Origin of the sequence: Granulicella mallensis (assembly GCF_014203225.1) — a bacterium.
In the GTDB taxonomy this organism is placed as follows: Bacteria; Acidobacteriota; Terriglobia; order Terriglobales; family Acidobacteriaceae; genus Granulicella; species Granulicella mallensis_A.
Window position 1 is genome coordinate 85,711 of record NZ_JACHIO010000018.1, and the last position, 17,328, is coordinate 103,038.

At 60.1% G+C, this 17,328-nt stretch carries 16 protein-coding genes; 10 read left to right on the forward strand and 6 right to left on the reverse strand.

Annotated elements, in window-relative coordinates:
• Positions 1-18 precede the first annotated feature (18 nt).
• Together hscA and HDF15_RS19325 are read left to right on the forward strand one after the other, a co-directional pair.
• Positions 19-2,037, forward strand: a complete 2,019-nt coding sequence (gene hscA / locus HDF15_RS19320) for a Fe-S protein assembly chaperone HscA (protein ID WP_184258509.1) — start codon at positions 19-21, stop codon at positions 2,035-2,037.
• A gap of 13 nt (positions 2,038-2,050) precedes the next feature.
• A complete protein-coding gene (locus HDF15_RS19325) occupies positions 2,051-2,488 on the forward strand; it encodes a 2Fe-2S iron-sulfur cluster-binding protein (protein WP_184258511.1) in 438 nt (145 codons plus the stop codon).
• 282 nt (positions 2,489-2,770) lie between these two features.
• Here the strand turns inward: HDF15_RS19325 and HDF15_RS19330 are convergent, their stop codons facing one another.
• From HDF15_RS19330 to HDF15_RS19340, 3 genes are all read right to left on the reverse strand, one after another.
• Complete coding sequence (locus tag HDF15_RS19330) at positions 2,771-3,766, reverse strand: PDZ domain-containing protein (protein ID WP_184258512.1); 996 nt, start codon at positions 3,764-3,766, stop codon at positions 2,771-2,773.
• Positions 3,766-4,737 carry a HEAT repeat domain-containing protein gene (locus HDF15_RS19335; protein WP_014263719.1) on the reverse strand — a complete coding sequence of 324 codons (972 nt, stop codon included), beginning with the start codon at positions 4,735-4,737 and terminating at the stop codon, positions 3,766-3,768. The genes HDF15_RS19330 and HDF15_RS19335 overlap by 1 nt, the downstream gene beginning before the upstream one ends.
• Positions 4,738-4,869: 132 nt before the next feature.
• Positions 4,870-5,640, reverse strand: coding sequence for an RNA polymerase sigma factor (locus HDF15_RS19340; protein WP_014263718.1), 771 nt, complete (start codon positions 5,638-5,640; stop codon positions 4,870-4,872).
• Positions 5,641-5,759: 119 nt separating this feature from the next.
• Here HDF15_RS19340 and HDF15_RS19345 point away from each other — a divergent pair, with 119 nt between their 5' ends.
• The 6 genes from HDF15_RS19345 (at position 5,760) to HDF15_RS19370 (ending at position 11,422) form a co-directional block, all read left to right on the forward strand.
• A complete protein-coding gene (locus HDF15_RS19345; protein WP_184258514.1) occupies positions 5,760-6,233 on the forward strand; it encodes a hypothetical protein in 474 nt (157 codons plus the stop codon).
• 13 nt (positions 6,234-6,246) lie between these two features.
• A complete protein-coding gene (locus HDF15_RS19350) occupies positions 6,247-6,633 on the forward strand; it encodes a gamma-glutamylcyclotransferase (RefSeq protein ID WP_184258516.1) in 387 nt (128 codons plus the stop codon).
• Positions 6,634-6,672: 39 nt separating this feature from the next.
• Positions 6,673-7,386: a ribonuclease HI family protein gene (locus HDF15_RS19355; RefSeq protein WP_221314518.1), complete on the forward strand. Its 714-nt coding sequence runs from the start codon at positions 6,673-6,675 to the stop codon at positions 7,384-7,386.
• Between the two features lie 77 nt (positions 7,387-7,463).
• Positions 7,464-8,258, forward strand: coding sequence for a hypothetical protein (locus HDF15_RS19360; RefSeq protein ID WP_184258518.1), 795 nt, complete (start codon positions 7,464-7,466; stop codon positions 8,256-8,258).
• A 110-nt stretch (positions 8,259-8,368) separates the two neighbouring features.
• Positions 8,369-9,901 carry a TolC family protein gene (locus HDF15_RS19365; protein WP_184258520.1) on the forward strand — a complete coding sequence of 511 codons (1,533 nt, stop codon included), beginning with the start codon at positions 8,369-8,371 and terminating at the stop codon, positions 9,899-9,901.
• 78 nt (positions 9,902-9,979) lie between these two features.
• A complete protein-coding gene (locus tag HDF15_RS19370; protein ID WP_184258522.1) occupies positions 9,980-11,422 on the forward strand; it encodes an alpha-amylase family glycosyl hydrolase in 1,443 nt (480 codons plus the stop codon).
• Between the two features lie 4 nt (positions 11,423-11,426).
• Here HDF15_RS19370 and HDF15_RS19375 read toward each other — a convergent pair whose 3' ends face one another.
• Positions 11,427-12,392 carry a phytanoyl-CoA dioxygenase family protein gene (locus HDF15_RS19375; RefSeq protein WP_184258524.1) on the reverse strand — a complete coding sequence of 322 codons (966 nt, stop codon included), beginning with the start codon at positions 12,390-12,392 and terminating at the stop codon, positions 11,427-11,429.
• 142 nt (positions 12,393-12,534) lie between these two features.
• Here HDF15_RS19375 and HDF15_RS19380 point away from each other — a divergent pair, with 142 nt between their 5' ends.
• On the forward strand, positions 12,535-13,443 hold the full coding sequence (locus HDF15_RS19380; RefSeq protein ID WP_184258526.1) for an AraC family transcriptional regulator: 909 nt from the start codon (positions 12,535-12,537) through the stop codon (positions 13,441-13,443).
• Positions 13,444-13,829: 386 nt separating this feature from the next.
• On the opposite strand, the gene HDF15_RS19385 is transcribed toward HDF15_RS19380, so the two are convergent.
• Positions 13,830-14,984 (reverse strand): glycosyltransferase, encoded by a 1,155-nt coding sequence (locus tag HDF15_RS19385; protein WP_311733155.1) that lies wholly within the window; start codon positions 14,982-14,984, stop codon positions 13,830-13,832.
• Between the two features lie 236 nt (positions 14,985-15,220).
• Between HDF15_RS19385 and HDF15_RS19390 the strand changes: the two genes are divergently transcribed.
• Positions 15,221-15,793 (forward strand): hypothetical protein, encoded by a 573-nt coding sequence (locus HDF15_RS19390; protein ID WP_184258530.1) that lies wholly within the window; start codon positions 15,221-15,223, stop codon positions 15,791-15,793.
• Positions 15,794-16,291: 498 nt separating this feature from the next.
• Here the strand turns inward: HDF15_RS19390 and HDF15_RS19395 are convergent, their stop codons facing one another.
• Positions 16,292-17,293, reverse strand: coding sequence for a TIGR00730 family Rossman fold protein (locus HDF15_RS19395; protein WP_184258532.1), 1,002 nt, complete (start codon positions 17,291-17,293; stop codon positions 16,292-16,294).
• Between the last annotated feature and the right edge of the window lie 35 nt (positions 17,294-17,328).

The following is a 17,328-nucleotide window of genomic DNA, read 5'->3' on the forward strand; positions in this document are numbered from 1 at the left end:
CCATGAAAGAGGATTTTCGTGTCAGAACAGCAACAAGCTCAGCAGCGCGTCGTCGGCATAGATCTCGGCACCACCAACTCGCTCATCGCCTTCATGCAGGGTGACACGCCGGCCGTCATTCCCGGAGAAGACGGCTCGCCGATCGTTCCCTCGGTCGTCGCGTTCGATCAGGATACGGCCCAGGGATTTTCGGTCGGCAACGCCGCGCGTAATGTCCTTCTGACCAACTCGGCAAACGCTATCTACTCCGTCAAACGGCTGATGGGCCGTGATCTCGCCGATGTCGAACCCGAGTTGAAGCTCTTTCCCTTCCAGCTTGCCGAAGGGCTCAAGGCAGGCGAGGTGCTAAAGCTCAACATCGGCGGCCTCACCCTCACCCCGCCCGAGGTCTCCGCTTATATCCTCTTACAGCTCAAGAAAAATGCGGAGCGCTTCTTCGGCGCTGAAGTGACCAAAGCCGTCATCACCGTGCCCGCGTACTTCAACGACGCACAGCGCCAGGCTACCAAGGATGCAGGCCGCATCGCCGGACTCGAAGTCCTGCGACTGGTCAACGAGCCGACAGCCGCCGCACTGGCCTACGGTCTCGACAAGAAGCGCGACGGCATCATTGCTGTCTACGACTTCGGCGGCGGCACCTTCGACATCTCCATCCTCAAGCTGCACGAGGGCATCTTCGAGGTCATCGCGACGGGCGGTGATACGCACCTTGGCGGCGACGACATCGACAACCTGCTCACCGCCGTCGCGCTCGACGACATCAAGGGCGACCTCGGTCTCGACATCAGCACGAATCCCGAAGCGATCCAGGCGCTGCGCAAGGCCGTGATCGATGCGAAGATCGCGCTGTCATCCGCAGACTCCACGCGTCTTATCCTTGAGCTCCCAGACGGCAAACAGTACCTCCGCGAGATCACCCGTACCCAGTACGAGCAGCTCATTGCGGGCGTCATCGAGCGCACTGCCGGCCCCTGTAAACAGGCCCTGAAGGACGCAGGACTCACCGCGGCTCAGATCGACGAAGTCGTCATGGTCGGGGGCTCCACGCGCATCCCCGCGGTTCGCACGCTGGTCACCGGGCTGTTCGATCTGGAAGCCCGCGGCAAGAAGCTGCACACTGAGCTCAACCCCGACGAAGTGGTCGCACTCGGCGCAGCCGTGCAGGCGCAGATTCTCTCCGGCTCGGAGAACGCCGCGACCAACGACCTGCTGCTGCTGGATGTGACACCGCTCTCCCTGGGCATCGAAGCCCTCGGCGGCGTGGTGGCCAAGATCATTCAGCGCAACTCGACGATCCCCGCCAGCGCCACCGAGCACTTCACCACCGGCGTCGACGGCCAGACCAACGTCGCGATTCACGTCCTGCAGGGCGAACGCGAGCTGGCGAAGGACTGCCGCTCGCTGGCCCGCTTCGACCTCAAGAACATTCCTCCCATGGTCGCCGGCCTGCCGCGCATCGAAGTCAAATTCCTCATCGACGCCAATGGCATCCTCCACGTCAGCGCACGCGAACAGCGCAGCGGACAGGAGGCCCAGGTCGAGGTAAAGCCCACCTACGGACTCACCGACGAGCAGGTAGAGACCATGATCCTCGACTCCTTCGATAACGCCGAAGAGGACATCACCGCACGCCAGGTGATCGAAGCGAAGAACGAGGCGGAGACGATCCTCGCCGCCGTCGAAAAGGGTGAAAAATCCGCCGCATGGCAGCAGCTCACCTCGCTCGAACACGAGGAGATCAAGGCCGCCGCTCTCGAACTCAAGGCCTCCATCACCGGCGGCGACTATAAGGTCATCCGCAACGCGATCGAGCATCTCGACAAGAAGACACGCCGTTTCGCCGAGATCATGATGGACACCGCCGTCACCGGCGCGCTCGGCGGCAAAACAATGCAGGCCGCAGGCGAAGGCCTCGGCACCGCACCCAACGCACCGCATGCCTTCGCCAAGGCTGAAGTGGAAGATTCGAAGCCCGGAAACGAGATCGAAGCGGCCGAGAACGATCCCGAGACGCCAGGCGAATCGACAGAAGACTAAAATAGAGGAAGACATGTCAGAGCACGCACAAAACCCGCTTCCTGAAGTAGACCTCTCCAAGCCACCCGCGGAGAACCTCGTCCGCGTGACCTTCCAACCAGAAAACAAGACCGTCGAGTTCCCCTTCGGCTCGCTGCCCTACGACGGCCACGGCCAGCCGATGAGCTTTCTCGACGTAGCCGAAAACTATGGCATCTTCCTCGACCACGCCTGCGGCGGAGTCTCCGCCTGCACGACCTGCCACATCTTCCTGAAGGAAGGCGAAAAGGGCGTCTCCGAGGCTGAAGATCTTGAACTCGACCGCCTGGACCTGGCTCCCGGCCTGCAGCTGAACTCCCGGCTCGGCTGCCAGTGCGTCATCGAAAAACCCGGCACCTACGTTGCCGAAATCCCTGCATGGAATAAGAACTACGTGCAGGAAGGCAAGCCCGCTGCTGTCGTGAAGTCGTAACTTACGTACGAAGCTTGGCGTTTGGGTTTAGGTAGTGTCTGACGAATGGGAAATAGCGGTTTTTGTCTTTGCTTCTGAGACAGATCCGGGCTTTAGCCCGGACATTCAAGATAGCCAATAAAGGGGCTTCAGCCCCTGGGATAGGCTCTCCTCTCCGCAGGCAGAGATGCCAGGAGATAGGAAGGCTTATCCCAAGGGCTAAAGCCCGGGCCTATCTCAGAGACAACAGCAAAAACGTAGTCCTCGATTCGTCAGACACTACCCAGGCCTATCGCTACAGGCCTATCGCAGATACGAAACAACCACAACCGGCTCATCGAAGAGCTGCGGGATCACCACCGCCGACCGCTTCTTGCTGTCAGGAATTAAGATCAGCGTCTGCTCTCGTTTATCACGCAACACAGTCAACGCAATCGGGCGACCTTTGCTGAGATGCAGATGCTTGGCCCATGCGGCTGTCGAGATCATGGCAACGCTGTCCGCGCGCAAAACAACATCTCCCGCGCGCAAACCCGCCACCGCAGCCGGGCTGTTGGGCTCGACCGTGTGAACCAGCAGGCCTACGCCATGCGGAGCCCCAAAGAATCCCGCAAGCTGCGGCTCCATCGCCTCCAACGCAACCCCGGTGTACGGCCCGATGTGCAGCATGCTGCCAATGAAGCCCTGGGTATGAGCTGACCGGGGAGCGGAATCGGCCGTATTGCCATCCACGCTGCTATCGACCGTATCGTCTGTCGGCGCATCCGACGCTATCATGTGCTCCTGCCAGGCGCGGCGGGCGACCTCATCGCGATCAGCCAGCTGCACGATCAGCGAGACAGGATGTCCCTCGCGCACGACCGATAGCCCTATCGCCGTCCCCGCGCCGGCATCGCGAATGATACGCCGCAGAACCTCTGCTCCCTCGATAGGCTGACCGTTGATCTGCACGACGATGTCATGCGGCTGCAACCCCGCCTTGCCCGCAGGCCCATCGTGATCGACCAGGATGATCTCGGCACCGCGTCCCTTTTGCAGATGCAGCGCTGCAACCTGATCGTCGGTGATGTCATGAAAGCCGACTCCAAGATATCCGGCAACATGTTCATGCCCCCCGACGGTACCGCGCAGTTGCTGCGAGGTGAGCGCCAGCAAACGGGGTGCGACTGTGAAGGTCAGCGTGAGAGCAAGCAGGCAGGAGAGCGCTCCACCCCGCCGCGAAAACACAAAGGGTTGTCCCCCTCGATTCTGTGGAGAGAGGCTCAGTCGCACAAGCTCGAGTTGTAGCGATTCTGGCATTACTGGATATCTGCCGCACCTTGTAGAGCCTGGAACGACGCAGTACGAATAGCCGGATTAGCATCCTGCGACGAAACGGTGCGCAGCACCTGCCGCACGCTGGAGTCTCCCTGCACCGGCTCCAGCATCGAGACGGCCTGTGTCCGGACGTCAGCGCTCTTGTCATGCATCAGCGCTCCCAGTACGGCATCGCGAACATGTTCGTCCTGGGCCACATAGGGCTGCAATCCAGCCAATGCCTTGAGCCGGACTTCCGGGCTCTTGTCGTTACGCAGCGAAGCCAGCAACGCCGTGCGAATGCCGGTGGCTCCCTCACTTGTACCGTCCGCGTCGCAGCGATGGCCAGCCGCGCACTCGCTGGCCAGCAACGCCACCGAGTTGGCATGAACATCGTTGCTGGTCGCGAGCTTGGTGCCAAGCATCAGCAACTGGCGAATCTGCGGGTCGTCGAGCGATCCCTGCACAGTCTCCGGCACCAGCCGGTTGTAGTTCACCTGCACCAGGTCGGAGTTGGGCGTCTGCACGATGCCCGAAACGCTCGCAATCGCTCCGTTGGTCGAGTTCGAAAGAATGACCGGCGTCGGCAGCTTGGGCGCATGGGCCACTTGGTAGCGCGCGATAAAGTTGCCGCCCAGAAAGCCCGCTCCGAGCAGAAGCGTGGTGAGCGCGGGCGCTCCCTGCACGTAGCCCAGCCAGCGGAAGGCGCTGCCGAAGAAGCTTTGCGAGAGCGAGCGGGCCGGCATGGCGTCGAGCGCCTCATCCAGCCTCATGCGCGAGGCGGCCAGAAGGTTCGGCGAGGGCTCCTGCATGGGTGTCAGCGCGAGTTCCTCGTTCAGGGCCAGCAGGGCCTTCCACTCGCGGCGACAGTCTTCGCATCCTGCGATGTGCTGTTCCAGCGGAAACTGCAACTCGTCCGGAAGCTCGCCATACTGCGCGAGGATGATGTTCTGTTGTGCGTTTTCACACGTCATGTTTGCGTACCTCTAACCAGCCTCTGAGTGGTATTGCCTTTGCTGCATGCGGCTCTACGGCCACTGATTTATTGCCAATTCACGATCTGACGACGAGCCCGTACTTCCAATCCCTGCTCTTACTTCTACTTCTTATCGAACATCCGCGAGCCGTGCCCGCAACTTCCTTGTTGCCCGGAAGAGCGTGTTCTTCGCCGTCTCTTCCGTCGTGGAGAGCATCTCGCCGATGGTGCGCAGCTTGAGCCCCTGGTAGTGCTTCAACTCGAAGACCGTACGCTCACGCGGTGTCAACTCTGCCAGTGCGCTCTGAATGGCCTCGTTCATGCCCTTACGCTCCAGCTCGCGGGCCGGGTTGGCCATCGCACGGCCATCCTGCAGATTAGCCAGCAGGTCGATCTCATCGCCCGAGCTATCCAGCACGGTCGACGGGTCTTCGCGGCGGCTCTTGCGGCGGCGAAGCTGGTCCAGGCACAGGTTCGTGACGATGCGGTACAGCCACGTATAGAACGAGCACTCGAAACGGAAGTTCGACAGGTGGCGATATGCCTTGATGAACGCGTCCTGGTGAACATCCTGTGCATCTTGCTCATTACCAAGCACATGCAGCGCGAGACGAAGCACGCTGCGGTCATAACGGCGGACGAGCGTATCGAAGGCCGCGCGATCGCCCTTCTGGGCCGCACGGATCAATTCGTCGTCTTCAGCGCGCTGCTGCTGCCGTGCCTCAAGTTGCTCGGTGGACAGTTTGGCACGCGTACCGGGTTGTGCGGCGGCTTTCGGCATACCTGCCGCTGATTTTACCTCTGCAGCGCTACCTGGTGCCTGCTGCAGGCCGAGGGCGAAGGGACTGGGACGACGGCGGCTGGTCTCGCCGGGAAGGACGATCGCCTCTACTACGCTCATGCTTGTCTGACTCCGGAGTCAGGTGACTACACCTCGATAGACGATTTCACCCGATCAAAGGTAAGCAGAGCGTCGAGAAATTCAACTTTCTAGTCTTCGCGATTATCATCACTTCACCGATGAGTCCCACTGATATTCAAAAGTTCGCATTGCAATGGTCTTCCTTAGCCCTTGCCGGTGTCTCGGCCATAGTCGCTGCCGTTTCGGCAGGCATAGCAATTCGTACTTATCAGAAAAACACCCGTACTAAAGAGGCAGAGTTCATCTCCCAACTTCATCGCTCTTTCTTCGTAGACGAAACATACAAAAAGATTCGCAATGCCCTCGATGACGACAAGAAGTCCGCATCCTCAAAAATTGACCGGCTTGTCTCGTCGGAATCAGGAGAGTTTACGGACTTTCTAAATTTCTTCGAATTAGCGGCCTACTTTGAGAGCTGCGGTACTCTGTCAGCAGAAGCCGTTGAGGCAATGCTTGGCTACTACCTGAACCTGCTAGAAGAAAATCGGCTATTGCGAGACTATGTTAAGAATCCGCACAAAGGATTCGAGTACCTCGATAAACTTCTTAGTAAGAGGCGCAAGGCGCATTGAAGGGAGTGAAAGCATGGCAGAACGACTGTTCGTCTACGGCACGCTGCACCCTAATCGTGCGCCAAAAGAAATCGCCGATATTGTGAGCCACTTTCGCCATGTCGGCCATGGAACCATTCGGGGAGTTCGTTACGAACTCGCCGATTATCCTGCCGTGGTCCTCACATCCCGCAATACTGAAGAGATTTCTGGTGAAATTTTCACTTTACCTTCTGATAACACCGCATTGAGGCGTCTGGACGAATACGAAGAGTACCAGCCAGAGGATCCTGAACACAGCCTCTTTCGACGCCTGAAAACTTCCGTCACATTGGATGACGGCACGCAGCAGGAGTGCTGGGTCTACGTGTATAACGGCCCCATACCGAAAACTCGAGTTCGCAGCCGCATAGCCGCATAGGACGCCCGAATATCTCCGGGGGCATTTACACTTGTCTCAATGCCTTCGCTTTTCCCCGAACCGTCCGAGCCGCGCGTTGTTGAATCGCCGAAGAACACCGCCTCCTGGATCTCTGCACACTGCGACGGAGGTGCCCGCGGCAACCCCGGCCCCGCTGGCTATGGAGCCCTCATCCAGGATGAGGCGGGTCTGGTTCTGGCCGAACTCAGCGAATTCCTCGGCCTCCGCACCAACAACTACGCCGAATACTCCGGTCTGCTCGGCTGCCTCCAATGGGCACTCGACAACGGCTACAAGAATCTCCGCGTCGTCTCCGACTCCGAGCTGATGGTCAAACAGATCCAGGGCAAGTACAAGGTGAACTCGCCCGACCTGCGCCCCCTCTGGGAAGAGGCCCGCCGCCGTATCGCGCAACTCGACGGCTTCCAGATCAGCCACGCCCTGCGCCACAAGAACAAGGACGCCGACCGCCTGGCCAACGAAGCGATGGACCGCGGCATGAAGCGTCCGCGCGCCGCCGGTGAAGCAGCCCCAACTCCGCGCGCAACACCCTACCCTTCAAAATCGACCGCACCATCCCAACCGTCCAGCCTTGGAGGGGTACAAGAATCCCCCGGAGTGGCTTCGCCGGCCAGCGCTTCGCAAAAACCTCCGGCAGGAATGCTTCGCGGCTTTACCCGCGACGGGGTAGTGCATCTGCTCGGAAGCGCGAGTCTGCCCGACGGCATCTTCGTAAAGATTGTCCCCGAATAACCCCTTTTAACCACAAGGGCCCCTCCAGCATCTAATCTGAAACGATGCTGGTACGCTGCTCCATCGGAAATTTGTCGTTGGTCGCTTTTACGCTGGTGGCCGCGTTGTATTCCCCGCAGAATCTTCAGGCACAGGCCTCACAGCCTCAGGCACAGCAGGCGGTTGAAGCTGCTGTGCAGTCCGAACTGTCCGCCGCTCGCACCGATAAGAGCCTCTGGATCTATCGAGGCCACGATGTGACCCCCGGCAAAGACGTCACCTATCAGGCTGTCCAGACACCCGACGGCGAGTTGAAGCGCATCGTGGAACGGTGGGGCCGGCCCCTGGATGCTGCAGCCAGCGATGAGGAGATGAGCCGTATCTCTGAGTACGCCAACGATCGCTCCGCCCAGGCCAAACAGCGCAAAGAAGATGCGCACGACGACGAACAGGCCTCTTCCATGCTGAAGATGCTCCCCAAAGCCTACCTCTGGACGATCGTCAGCGAGACCCCGGAGACCATTACCCTGGCCTACCAGCCGAATCCCGCCTTCGATCCCCCGAACATGGAATCGCACGTCATGGGAACGATGGCCGGACAGATGGTCATCGTGAAGAACGGTAATCGCATCCGCACCCTGCGCGGCAAGCTGGTCGGAGACATCAAAATTGCCTTCGGCCTCATCGGAAAGCTGAACCAGGGCGGCACCTTCGATATCGAACGCCGCGAGATCGCCCCTGGGCTGTGGCAGATTACCGAAACGCACGTCCACATCGGGGGACACGCGCTCTTCAAAACCATCGGAACCCAGGAGGACGAGGTAAAAACCGGTTGGAAGCCCTCGCCGGCACATAGCCTGCAGGAGGCAGCGGGTCTGCTCAAAAATCCATAGTCCCTGGAAGTTGCCAAAAACCGCAATGGTCTGGACCGTAAAACCGACTGTTGAGAACAAACAACTTTTCTCCCGATATTTCGCATCTCCTTCCTTTGCGTGGCACTCTAATGACAGTGACTTTGCAACGACATCGATTCTCTTCAGCTGTAGCGCTGGCCGCTGTATTGGCCACGGGCCACGCCCTACCTGCGCAGCAGGCTCCGGTCTCGGCGACGGCCAGCCTGCCTTCGGCCCCCAGCGCTGTGCTGGCACTGGAAGACACGACGCAAGGGCGACCCGCTGGGTCGGGAATGATCTTTACCGCCCCCAGCAAGACCACGGGACCGGGCGGCGTCATCGTTGAGCTTCCCAAAGACGGCCCTCTGCCGCTTTCGCTGGATGACGCGATCTCCTACGGCCTGGAGCGCAACCTGCGCATCAAGTACGACCGCGCGAACCAACGCACCGTGCGCGGCGACGAATACAGCGTCATCAATGCGCTTCTGCCCTCGTTGAGCGTCACAGCCCAAAGCAGCGCGCAACAGATCAATCTCGCGGCCCTGGGTTTTAAGTCTTCGCTCATTGCTGACTTTGGCTTTGATCCCAGTCAGTTCCCGACTATCGTCAAAGTCAACACAACCCAGGCGCAGATCAACGCCGACCAGACAGTGTTCGATCTCTCAGCCTACGAGCTCTATCGCGGAGCAAAGCGCGAAGCAGCCGTCGTCGACCTGAACACACTGAACGGTCGCGGAGACCTTGTACTAGCCGTTAGCACCGCTTATCTAAAGGTTCTCGCCGACCAGGCCACCCTGACCAACGCCCAGGCTGAAGAAGAGTCGGCCAAAACGCTCTTCGATCAGGCCACCGACCGGCTCAACGCCGGCGTCGGCATCCGTCTTGACGCTCTCCGCGCCCAGGTGGAATATCAGCAGCGCGATCAATCCAGCATCTCTGCCGCAGCCCAGTTAGCCGAAGACATCATCCAGCTCGACCGCATCATGGGCCTGCCCGCCGGACAGCAGCTTCAGCTCACCGATACCGCGCCGTTCCAGCAGCTTGCGGACATGGACCTCGACCAGGCCAAGGCAACGGCCTACCAGCACCGCAAAGACTTCCTGAGCCTGCAGGCAGAGGCCGACGTCTACGGCCGCGAGCTGCGCGCCGTGAAGTATCAGCGCCTGCCGACCCTGGCCTTCAACGGCTTCTACGGCGTTCTGGGTGAAACCGGAGGCCTGTACCACGGTGTCTTCACCGCCCAGGGCAGCCTGAAGTTCCCCATCTTCCGGGAAGCCGCGCAGCGTGGAGAAGAGCAGCAGGTAAGCGCCCAGATTACCAATCTGCGGCAGCGCGAGGCTGACCTGCGCGTCGCCATCGACTCCCAGATTCGATCTGCGATGCTGGACGTAAACGCTGCGAATGAGCTGGTAAAGGTAGCGCAGAGCAACGTGGAACTCGCCAAACAGGAGCTCTCCGATGTGCGCGACCGCTTTACCGCGGGCGTCGACACGAACCTTGAAGTGGTGGACGCACAAGCGACGGTGACCGGTGCAGATGCTCAGCTCGTGAGCGCGCTCTACCAGTACAACGTGGCCAAGCTGCAACTCGCGCGTAACACCGGCGTCGTCGAGACGCGTTACCGTACCTATCTGGGCAAGTAACTCACGTCTGGGCAAATAACCCAAGCCTATCCACGGACCGTTTCTCACGTAGCATCAAAGTGAGGAACGGTCTTGTCTATGCAGATTCTGAACCAACGGACAATCCTTCTCTGTAGCGTCTTCCTGCTCTGCGCGCCGCCCACGATTCCAGTGGCGGCCCAGACCCTCGCACGCCCCGGCTGGGCAGGCTCAGGCCTTACGCAGGAGACGTGGTGGCAGAACGCCGTCTTCTATCGCGTCCAACCCAAAAACTTTCAGGACTCCGACGGCGATGGCACAGGCGACCTGCGCGGCATTGCGCAGCGGCTGGACTACCTGCAATCCCTCGGGGTCGATGCCATCGTGCTGGAGTCGCCCTTCGACGACGCAGGCTTCGACGATCTGCTCAGTGAGGCGACCAGTCGCCATGTGCGAATCATCGTCGAACTCGCACCCCACCATGAAGGCGGGGCACAACAAGCCCTGGCCGAGGCGAGGTCCTGGCTAACACGCGGAGCGGCAGGGCTCTATGCGAAGAGTTCGCTGTTTGCGAGCCCGGCCGGAACAGCAGACCCCCTGCAGCCTCTCCGCCAACTGGTCAACAGCTTTCCCGGCGACCGCATCCTGCTCACCGATAACGACCCCGCCGCCGCAACAGCACGTCGAGGGCAGCGCGGTGCGTCTCACGAACTGGTCGACTTCAACCTCGGCAAAGGGGCTGCTACGCTGGAAAACTACCGCGGCGAGCTGGCTGCAGTGCAAGCCTCGCCGGACATGCCCCTCGTCCTGCAGCTCGATGGACAGACGCCGCCAGAGGCTTCGTTGGCGAAGATCGCCGCCACGATGCTGCTTGCCTCGCATGGGCCTGCCTCACTGCATGATGGGCAGGAGATCGGAATTGAGCGCGCTTCCACGATGCAGTGGACTCCCGGCAACATCACATTGCCAAAGCCGACTGAGCCCGTGGCAGAAGCTCCCAAACCGACGCCCACCCCCCAGCGCGAAGACGTCTACACCGCCTTCGTGCCTTATGTTCCCCCGCCTACCAAGCCCAAGCCCCGGCCTATCGATCCGAGGACGGGCGAACCGAGCGCCGATCCGAATTCACTGATGGGGTTCACCTCCGGAAAGCTACCCGCAGAGGCCTCCGTCCCAGGGCATGAATCTCTCAATGTAGCCATCGAGGATCTGAATCCCGATTCCCTGCTGAACTTCTACCGCAGGCTGAGCCAGTTACATCACGGAAGTCCGGCATTACAGACGGGCTCGCTCTCCGTACTCGATCACAACGCCGACAACGCTCTGGTATGGGTACGCCAGGCTCCGGGTGTGCGCGAAACGGGGACCGTCATTATTGCCTGTAACCTCTCGGCGAAGACCACGACACTCTCGCTCCAAAACGATATAGAGCGCCTGCATCTGCGTCCTGGCGGGCTGCGCATGCTGCTGGTCTCCGACAAAGCAAACATGCGGTTCCAGACGACCCAGCAACTGACCCTCGCGCCCTGGAGTGTCTTCATTGGGGAGCTGCACTCGTACTAGCAGCTCAACCCCACGAATCAAGCCCAAGCAGCTTACGACCCAAGGGAGTAAGAACGGCTGTCTCGTACTTCGTCCGCTCCCACTCGCGCGGATCCCCCGGAAAAGCGAATCCCTCCGGTGCCCGGCGCTCTTTCCACGACTGAATCCTCCGCTCGCGCAACTCCTCATCGATCTCCGCGGCCGGTGTCATCGAGATGTACTGCGCCATCCTCACCTTGTCCTCCGAAGTATTCGGACGGATGCCATGGGCCAGCAGGCTGTTGAAGATCATGAGGTCGCCCGCCTTCATCGGCACCGGATACACCTCGAACCCATCGACATTGGGCCTGAAGCCGTCGCGTCCCTCCGGCTGGAGCTTCTTCCACTCCTCAAACGTGCGGAAGAGCTCCGGGACACACTGAAAGCCTCCCGTCTCGCCATCGACGTCCACCAGGGAGAGGACCCCCTGCACATTGACGGGAAGCGGCTCGAGCGTCGTGTCGACGTCGGTATGAATAAAGCCGCTAAAGGCGCGGCCACTCCTGTTGGGCGTGTTCAGGTTGGCACGATCGATCGTGACCCAGAGCTTTTCGTCGTCCCATATGTCCACAAATGCGTCGTAAACGCGCTGTTTCTGCCGATTATCCCAGAGGGCCTGATGGTTGTAGATCTCCACCATGCCGCTGTTGTTCAGCTCTTTCATCGCATGATCGCGTAGCTGAGCCGTGTTCCAGGTAGAGATGTCATTGGGATCCATCTCCTGGAACTCCCAGAGGAGCTTCTTCAGGGCTTCGACGTTAGCGTTGGGCACAGCTTGTTTGACCACCACGAAGCCATAGGTCTGCCAGTGCGCGAAGTCCTCCCTGGAAAGCACCCGCAGAGGCAGCTTCTTCTGGATCAGGTGAAGGGGTTCCCGAGAGATTGCAGGGGTGAGTTTGTTGTCGCCGGGCTTGCCCGCTGCCTTTTCGTCCATCACGGCTGTCTGGTTCATCGCTGCCTCCAGAGCGCTCTTGCGCACAGGACAACGATAGGCAGTCCGGCTTCGTCCATGTTTGCGCCCTGTATCAAAAACCGGTACTGGAATCTCACATCTTTTATCAAAACGAATACAATTCCGTCATTCGGTACCCACGATGAAGCCCTACCTCGAATACATTGCGGCCTCGAAAGAAGGATCGTGGACCCTGTTCGACCGGCGCCTGCCGGCCATTCCCTTCGAGTGGCACTACAACAGCGAGTACGAGCTGACCCTGACCTTGAACAGCCGTGGGCAGCGCTTTGTTGGAGACAACATGTCCTCCTACGATGACGGAGATCTGGTCCTCATTGGCCCGAAGATCCCTCATACCTGGTGCTCCAGCGGAGACTGTGGGAGAGGTCCGACACACCAGGCACTCGTCTTGTGGTTCAGTGACGCCTTCGTACAGAGCCTGATTCGGCCGCATGTCGAGCTACGCCCCCTACAGGCGCTTCTTGAAAGCTCGGCCAGGGCCATCGAGTTTTCCGAAGAGGTGAGAGCCAGGGCCCGTCCGATGATCTGCGCCATGCTGGATCAGACAGCCGAGGACAGATTGCCGGCCTTGCTGCAACTCCTGCTCCTGCTGTCGCGGGATGTGCAGGCAAGACCACTGACCTCGGCGCCGGTCCATGCCATGCCCGATGCGTTGGAAGAGCGGATCGGTCGCGTTCTCTCCTACCTGCATGAGCACTATCGGGAACAGAATGCTGTTCACCAGCTCAGCCAGATCGCAGCTCTAAGCAGAAGCTCTTTGCACCGTCTGTTCAAGCTGCAGACGGGAATGACGACGACCGAATACGTCACCAGGCTGCGGATCGGCAACGCCTGCGCCTTCCTGATCCATACCGATAAACCGATCTCCCTGATCGCTGATAGTGTCGGGTATCGAAATCTGGCGAACTTCAATCGTCAGTTCAAAGAGACAAAGGGACAGACGCCCAGACAATTCCGCGCGGCGTTCAATTCCAGACCTGAACACTTGCATCGGGCATCGATTCAGGACTCATCCCCAGGTAGCATCTGACGAATCGGAGATAGTGGTTTAGAGCAAAACCACTATCGCTGCATTCATGTTTTATGTCTCCCCACAGAAGCGTCATCAGCTTTTGTTTGTACCTCCCACAGAATCGTCATCCTGAGCGTAGCGTCCCAGCATTTGGGGACGCGGAGTCGAAGGACCCCGAAGGTTAACCTCTCGCCTATGCCCTTTGGAGCTTTTCTACCCCGAGCGCTCGAGCCTGAACTCTCGTGCTGGGAAAGGTCCCGACCTCTTGGGTGAGATCGAACCCTTCGGGGTCCTTCGACTCCGCACCTCGCAAAAAAACGCGAGGCGCTACGCTCAGGATGACGTCTCTGGGGGGAACAAAATCGGTGATTCTCTGTTGTTCCCGATTCTCCAGACACTACCCGTTACCGGCTGGTCGGATACGCCGCATAGACGCGCTCAAAGACCGCGTCCCACGAGCAGCCCATCGCATACTCCCGCGCGGCCGTTCGCATCGCTGCAAATTGCTCGGGCTGCGTGAGCGTCTCGGCGATCACGCCTGCAAACGCGGCGTCGGTCGCCACACGTCCGGTCTGTCCATCGCGCACGATATGTGCGGGACCGCCATCCGGTGTCACGATCGCAGGAACCCCACTCGCCAGGGCCTCCAGCACCACATTGCCGAAGGTGTCGGTGTGCGAAGGAAACACCAGCAGGTCCATGTTCGCGTAGGCTTCGGCCAGGGTATCGCCGCGCAGCACCCCGGCGAAGTTGGTCGAGGACGGCAGCTCACGGCGCAGGACAGCCTCCTCCGCGCCGTGGCCGATGATGAGCCACTTCGCGGTAATCCCTCGGGCGCGCAGCTCGGCGTCGACACGAGGCAGCAGCGCGACGTTCTTCTCTACCGAGAGCCTTCCCACGTAGCCGAGCACGATCTGTCCGTCCTCCGTGCGTGTGCGTTTAGCAGGAGTAAAGAGGTCCGTCTCAACCCCCCGCTGCATCAGGTAGCAGGGCCGATCGGTCTTGCGTTCCAGCAGAGCGCAGAGTTCGGGGTTCGGGGCGTAGAGCACCTTGGCCAGGCGATAGAAGCGCGAGGTCGCGTCCAGGGTGGCCGTCTCGGTGGCGTTGTCCAGATTCTTGCCCGCACTTCCCAGGTGACGCGTCAGCCAGCGCATGCGTCGCGCGGCATACTCGTGCACATTCGTGTGCCAGCTTGCGGCCAGCGGGATGCCGAGCTTCCAGGCAAAGTACGCGCCAAAGATGCCCAGTTCGCTGGGGCCCGTGATGTGAATCACGTCCGGCTGAAAGTCGCGCACGGTCTGCGAGATCAGGTCGCGATAGCGAAAGAACAGCGTGTCGAAGTGGAGGTCCTGCTCAAGGCTCACCGCCAGCCCGCTGCGGCCCAGTTCCAGCGTGCGCAGTTCGCCTTCCTGCTCAAAGGCATTGGCGCGGCGGCCTGCGCGGACGCACAGAAACGGCAACCCATGCCTTTGCGCAAAGGCGACGAAGTTGCGGCTGGTGTGCGCAACGCCATTGACTTCATGAAAGCTGTCCGGAAAGTACGCAACCCGCAGCGGCATCGCCCTCATGCTATCAGCGCTTGGAGTAAATGATGTAAACGCAGGGAGATAGAAGTGATTTCCCTCTCTATTTCCCCTTAGGCAATGAAGCAGGCACGACGCGGAGATTCGGCAGAACAGAGGCCTTCCCCCTGGAGTTTCCTATACGCAATTGTTGTGAGATTGAGGCTAGATACTCACGCTCTCCGCTATGATGCACCTATCCTAGCTATGAACTTGACGCTATGAACTTGGCTATGAACTCGACGCAGGCAGCGCATTCGGACGATCTCGATATAGCTTTAGGCACGGCCCTGCGGGATATCGTACTGCGTCCCCGCACAACGCTCTTCGCCACCTGGAGTTGGAAGGCGGCGGCGATCAGCGCGGTGATCCGTGCGAGCACCTTCTTCGCGAGCAACCTGAAATCAGGCCATCACAAGGCTCTCCGCGCCATGCTGGTGGAAGCTGTCTTCGCCATCTTCGCCGCCGGGCTGCTGGGAGCCGTCTCGCAGCGCCTGCGCGCCGCACAGCCGGTCTGGGCGACCGCGCTGGTCGTCTGGCTTGGCATGCCTTCCCTGATGCTTCTGGCCCAACTCGGGATACACCGCGCGGCCGGAACGCCGCACCTGGGCACCGGCCTTATCGTCTCGTTCTGCTTCGCGTCCATCTCATCGTGCTTTAGCTGGTACGCCATGCGCCGCGGCGTGATGCTCGGCGGGGCTCATGGCACCTCCCTGGCACACGATCTGCGCACGATGCCGCGTGTCGTACTGGACTTTGTGCTCGTAGGACCAAGAGCTCTGCTGCGGGTTCTTACCAGAAATTAGGGCGTGTCATCAGTTCTTTCTCGCAGCATGCAAACACGCTGATGTGGCAAGAACCGGAAGGGCAGGGTTTCAACCCTGCCGCATAAGGTCAAGCTGAAAACTTATTCCGCTCTGCCGAAGGCCGGAGTGAAGGCGCAGCCGCAACGACTGAATTGCTTTCTTTCATGCACCCAAAAACGTATGGGGATGGCCTCTGCCCTTCCCTCGCAGGGCCTGCACCTCACCAATGTCGGACCTGATGGAGTGTGCCTCTCGGGACGTGCTGCAGAGATTCGTGCCGATGACCAGACTGGTTCGCCTCCACTAAAGAAGGCAATTCAGTCGTTGCGGCTGCGCCTTCACTCCGGCCTTCGGCAGAAAGGAAGGGATCGTGCCTCACACCTACGGCCTGGCTGAAGCCAGGCCCTTCCGGTTCTTGCCACAGCGAAATGTTTGCATGCTGCCACTATGATTCGATGAAACGCCACACGCAAACAGGAAATGCAGCTGTTTCCTGCTCTACGACTGCGTCTTCGCGATATCCGGCCCAAGCAGTTCCTGTGCGCTGGGAGCGGGTGTTGCTGGAATTGGTTCCTCATCGCGCTGGCCGGAAGATTCACCATCGAGGTGGTTCATCGTGAGGCCATCGCGCAGGATGTGGAACGCCTCCTCCGGCGTGTCGGCGAACTCGAAGAGGTCCATATCTTTGAGCCCGATTGCTCCCTTCTCGGCGAGCAGCTCCAGGTTGATGACGTTCTTCCAGTAGCTCGATCCGTAGATGACGACCGTGATCTTCTTCGCCAGTTTATGCGTCTGGGCGAGGGTCAGCAGCTCGAACATCTCGTCCAGCGTTCCGAAGCCGCCCGGGAAGACCACCAGCGCCTTCGCGAGGTAGGCAAACCAGTACTTGCGCATGAAGAAGTAGTGGAAGTTCAGGTTCAGCGCGGGCGTAATGTAGGGGTTCGGCATCTGCTCGAAGGGCAGCTTGATGTTCAGCCCGATGGTCTTGCCGCCAGCCTCCCACGCGCCTCGGTTTGCCGCCTCCATGATGCCTGGGCCGCCACCCGACGTGATCACAAAACGATGCCTGCGTCCCGGCAGCTTCGACGACCACTCCGTCATCAGCCGAGCCAGCGTGCGCGCATCCTCGTAGTAACGGGCCATCTCGACCGCCGCCTCCGCGCGCTTGTGCTTCAACTCCGTGGTGTCTTCCTCCGACTCCCCAGCGCGGGCGGGCTGCTCCTCCGGGGGAGCGAGCTTGGTGGAACCTGTATTCTCCAGCAGTTCGAGCTGCTGAGAGGCCTCATCAAACGCGCGAAACCGCGCCGAGCCGAAGAATACGACCGTGTCCTGGATGCGCTCGCGGCGAAACCGCGCCATCGGCTCGGAGTATTCAGCCATGATGCGCAGCATGCGACCATCCGGCGAGTTCAAAAACTCGTCGTTCTCATACGCGAGAGGCGCGGCTTCAAGAGGGTTGGGATTTTCCGCAGAGTGCTTGGGATCGAGGGTGTTCGGCATAAGACAGCTATTGTCTCGCGAGCGGATGTGAATTC

Bases quoted from the DNA above. Each gene is read 5' to 3' on its own strand.
- HDF15_RS19355 (WP_221314518.1), top strand. From the start codon at position 6,673: ATGCCTTCGCTTTTCCCCGAACCGTCCGAGCCGCGCGTTGTTGAATCG.
- HDF15_RS19375 (WP_184258524.1), bottom strand. From the start codon at position 12,392: ATGAACCAGACAGCCGTGATGGACGAAAAGGCAGCGGGCAAGCCCGGC.
- HDF15_RS19385 (WP_311733155.1), bottom strand. From the start codon at position 14,984: ATGCCGCTGCGGGTTGCGTACTTTCCGGACAGCTTTCATGAAGTCAAT.
- HDF15_RS19370 (WP_184258522.1), top strand. From the start codon at position 9,980: ATGCAGATTCTGAACCAACGGACAATCCTTCTCTGTAGCGTCTTCCTG.
- HDF15_RS19345 (WP_184258514.1), top strand. From the start codon at position 5,760: ATGAGTCCCACTGATATTCAAAAGTTCGCATTGCAATGGTCTTCCTTA.
- HDF15_RS19335 (WP_014263719.1), bottom strand. From the start codon at position 4,737: ATGACGTGTGAAAACGCACAACAGAACATCATCCTCGCGCAGTATGGC.
- HDF15_RS19325 (WP_184258511.1), top strand. From the start codon at position 2,051: ATGTCAGAGCACGCACAAAACCCGCTTCCTGAAGTAGACCTCTCCAAG.
- HDF15_RS19395 (WP_184258532.1), bottom strand. From the start codon at position 17,293: ATGCCGAACACCCTCGATCCCAAGCACTCTGCGGAAAATCCCAACCCT.
- HDF15_RS19380 (WP_184258526.1), top strand. From the start codon at position 12,535: ATGAAGCCCTACCTCGAATACATTGCGGCCTCGAAAGAAGGATCGTGG.
- HDF15_RS19340 (WP_014263718.1), bottom strand. From the start codon at position 5,640: ATGAGCGTAGTAGAGGCGATCGTCCTTCCCGGCGAGACCAGCCGCCGT.
- HDF15_RS19390 (WP_184258530.1), top strand. From the start codon at position 15,221: ATGAACTCGACGCAGGCAGCGCATTCGGACGATCTCGATATAGCTTTA.
- HDF15_RS19350 (WP_184258516.1), top strand. From the start codon at position 6,247: ATGGCAGAACGACTGTTCGTCTACGGCACGCTGCACCCTAATCGTGCG.
- HDF15_RS19365 (WP_184258520.1), top strand. From the start codon at position 8,369: ATGACAGTGACTTTGCAACGACATCGATTCTCTTCAGCTGTAGCGCTG.
- HDF15_RS19330 (WP_184258512.1), bottom strand. From the start codon at position 3,766: ATGCCAGAATCGCTACAACTCGAGCTTGTGCGACTGAGCCTCTCTCCA.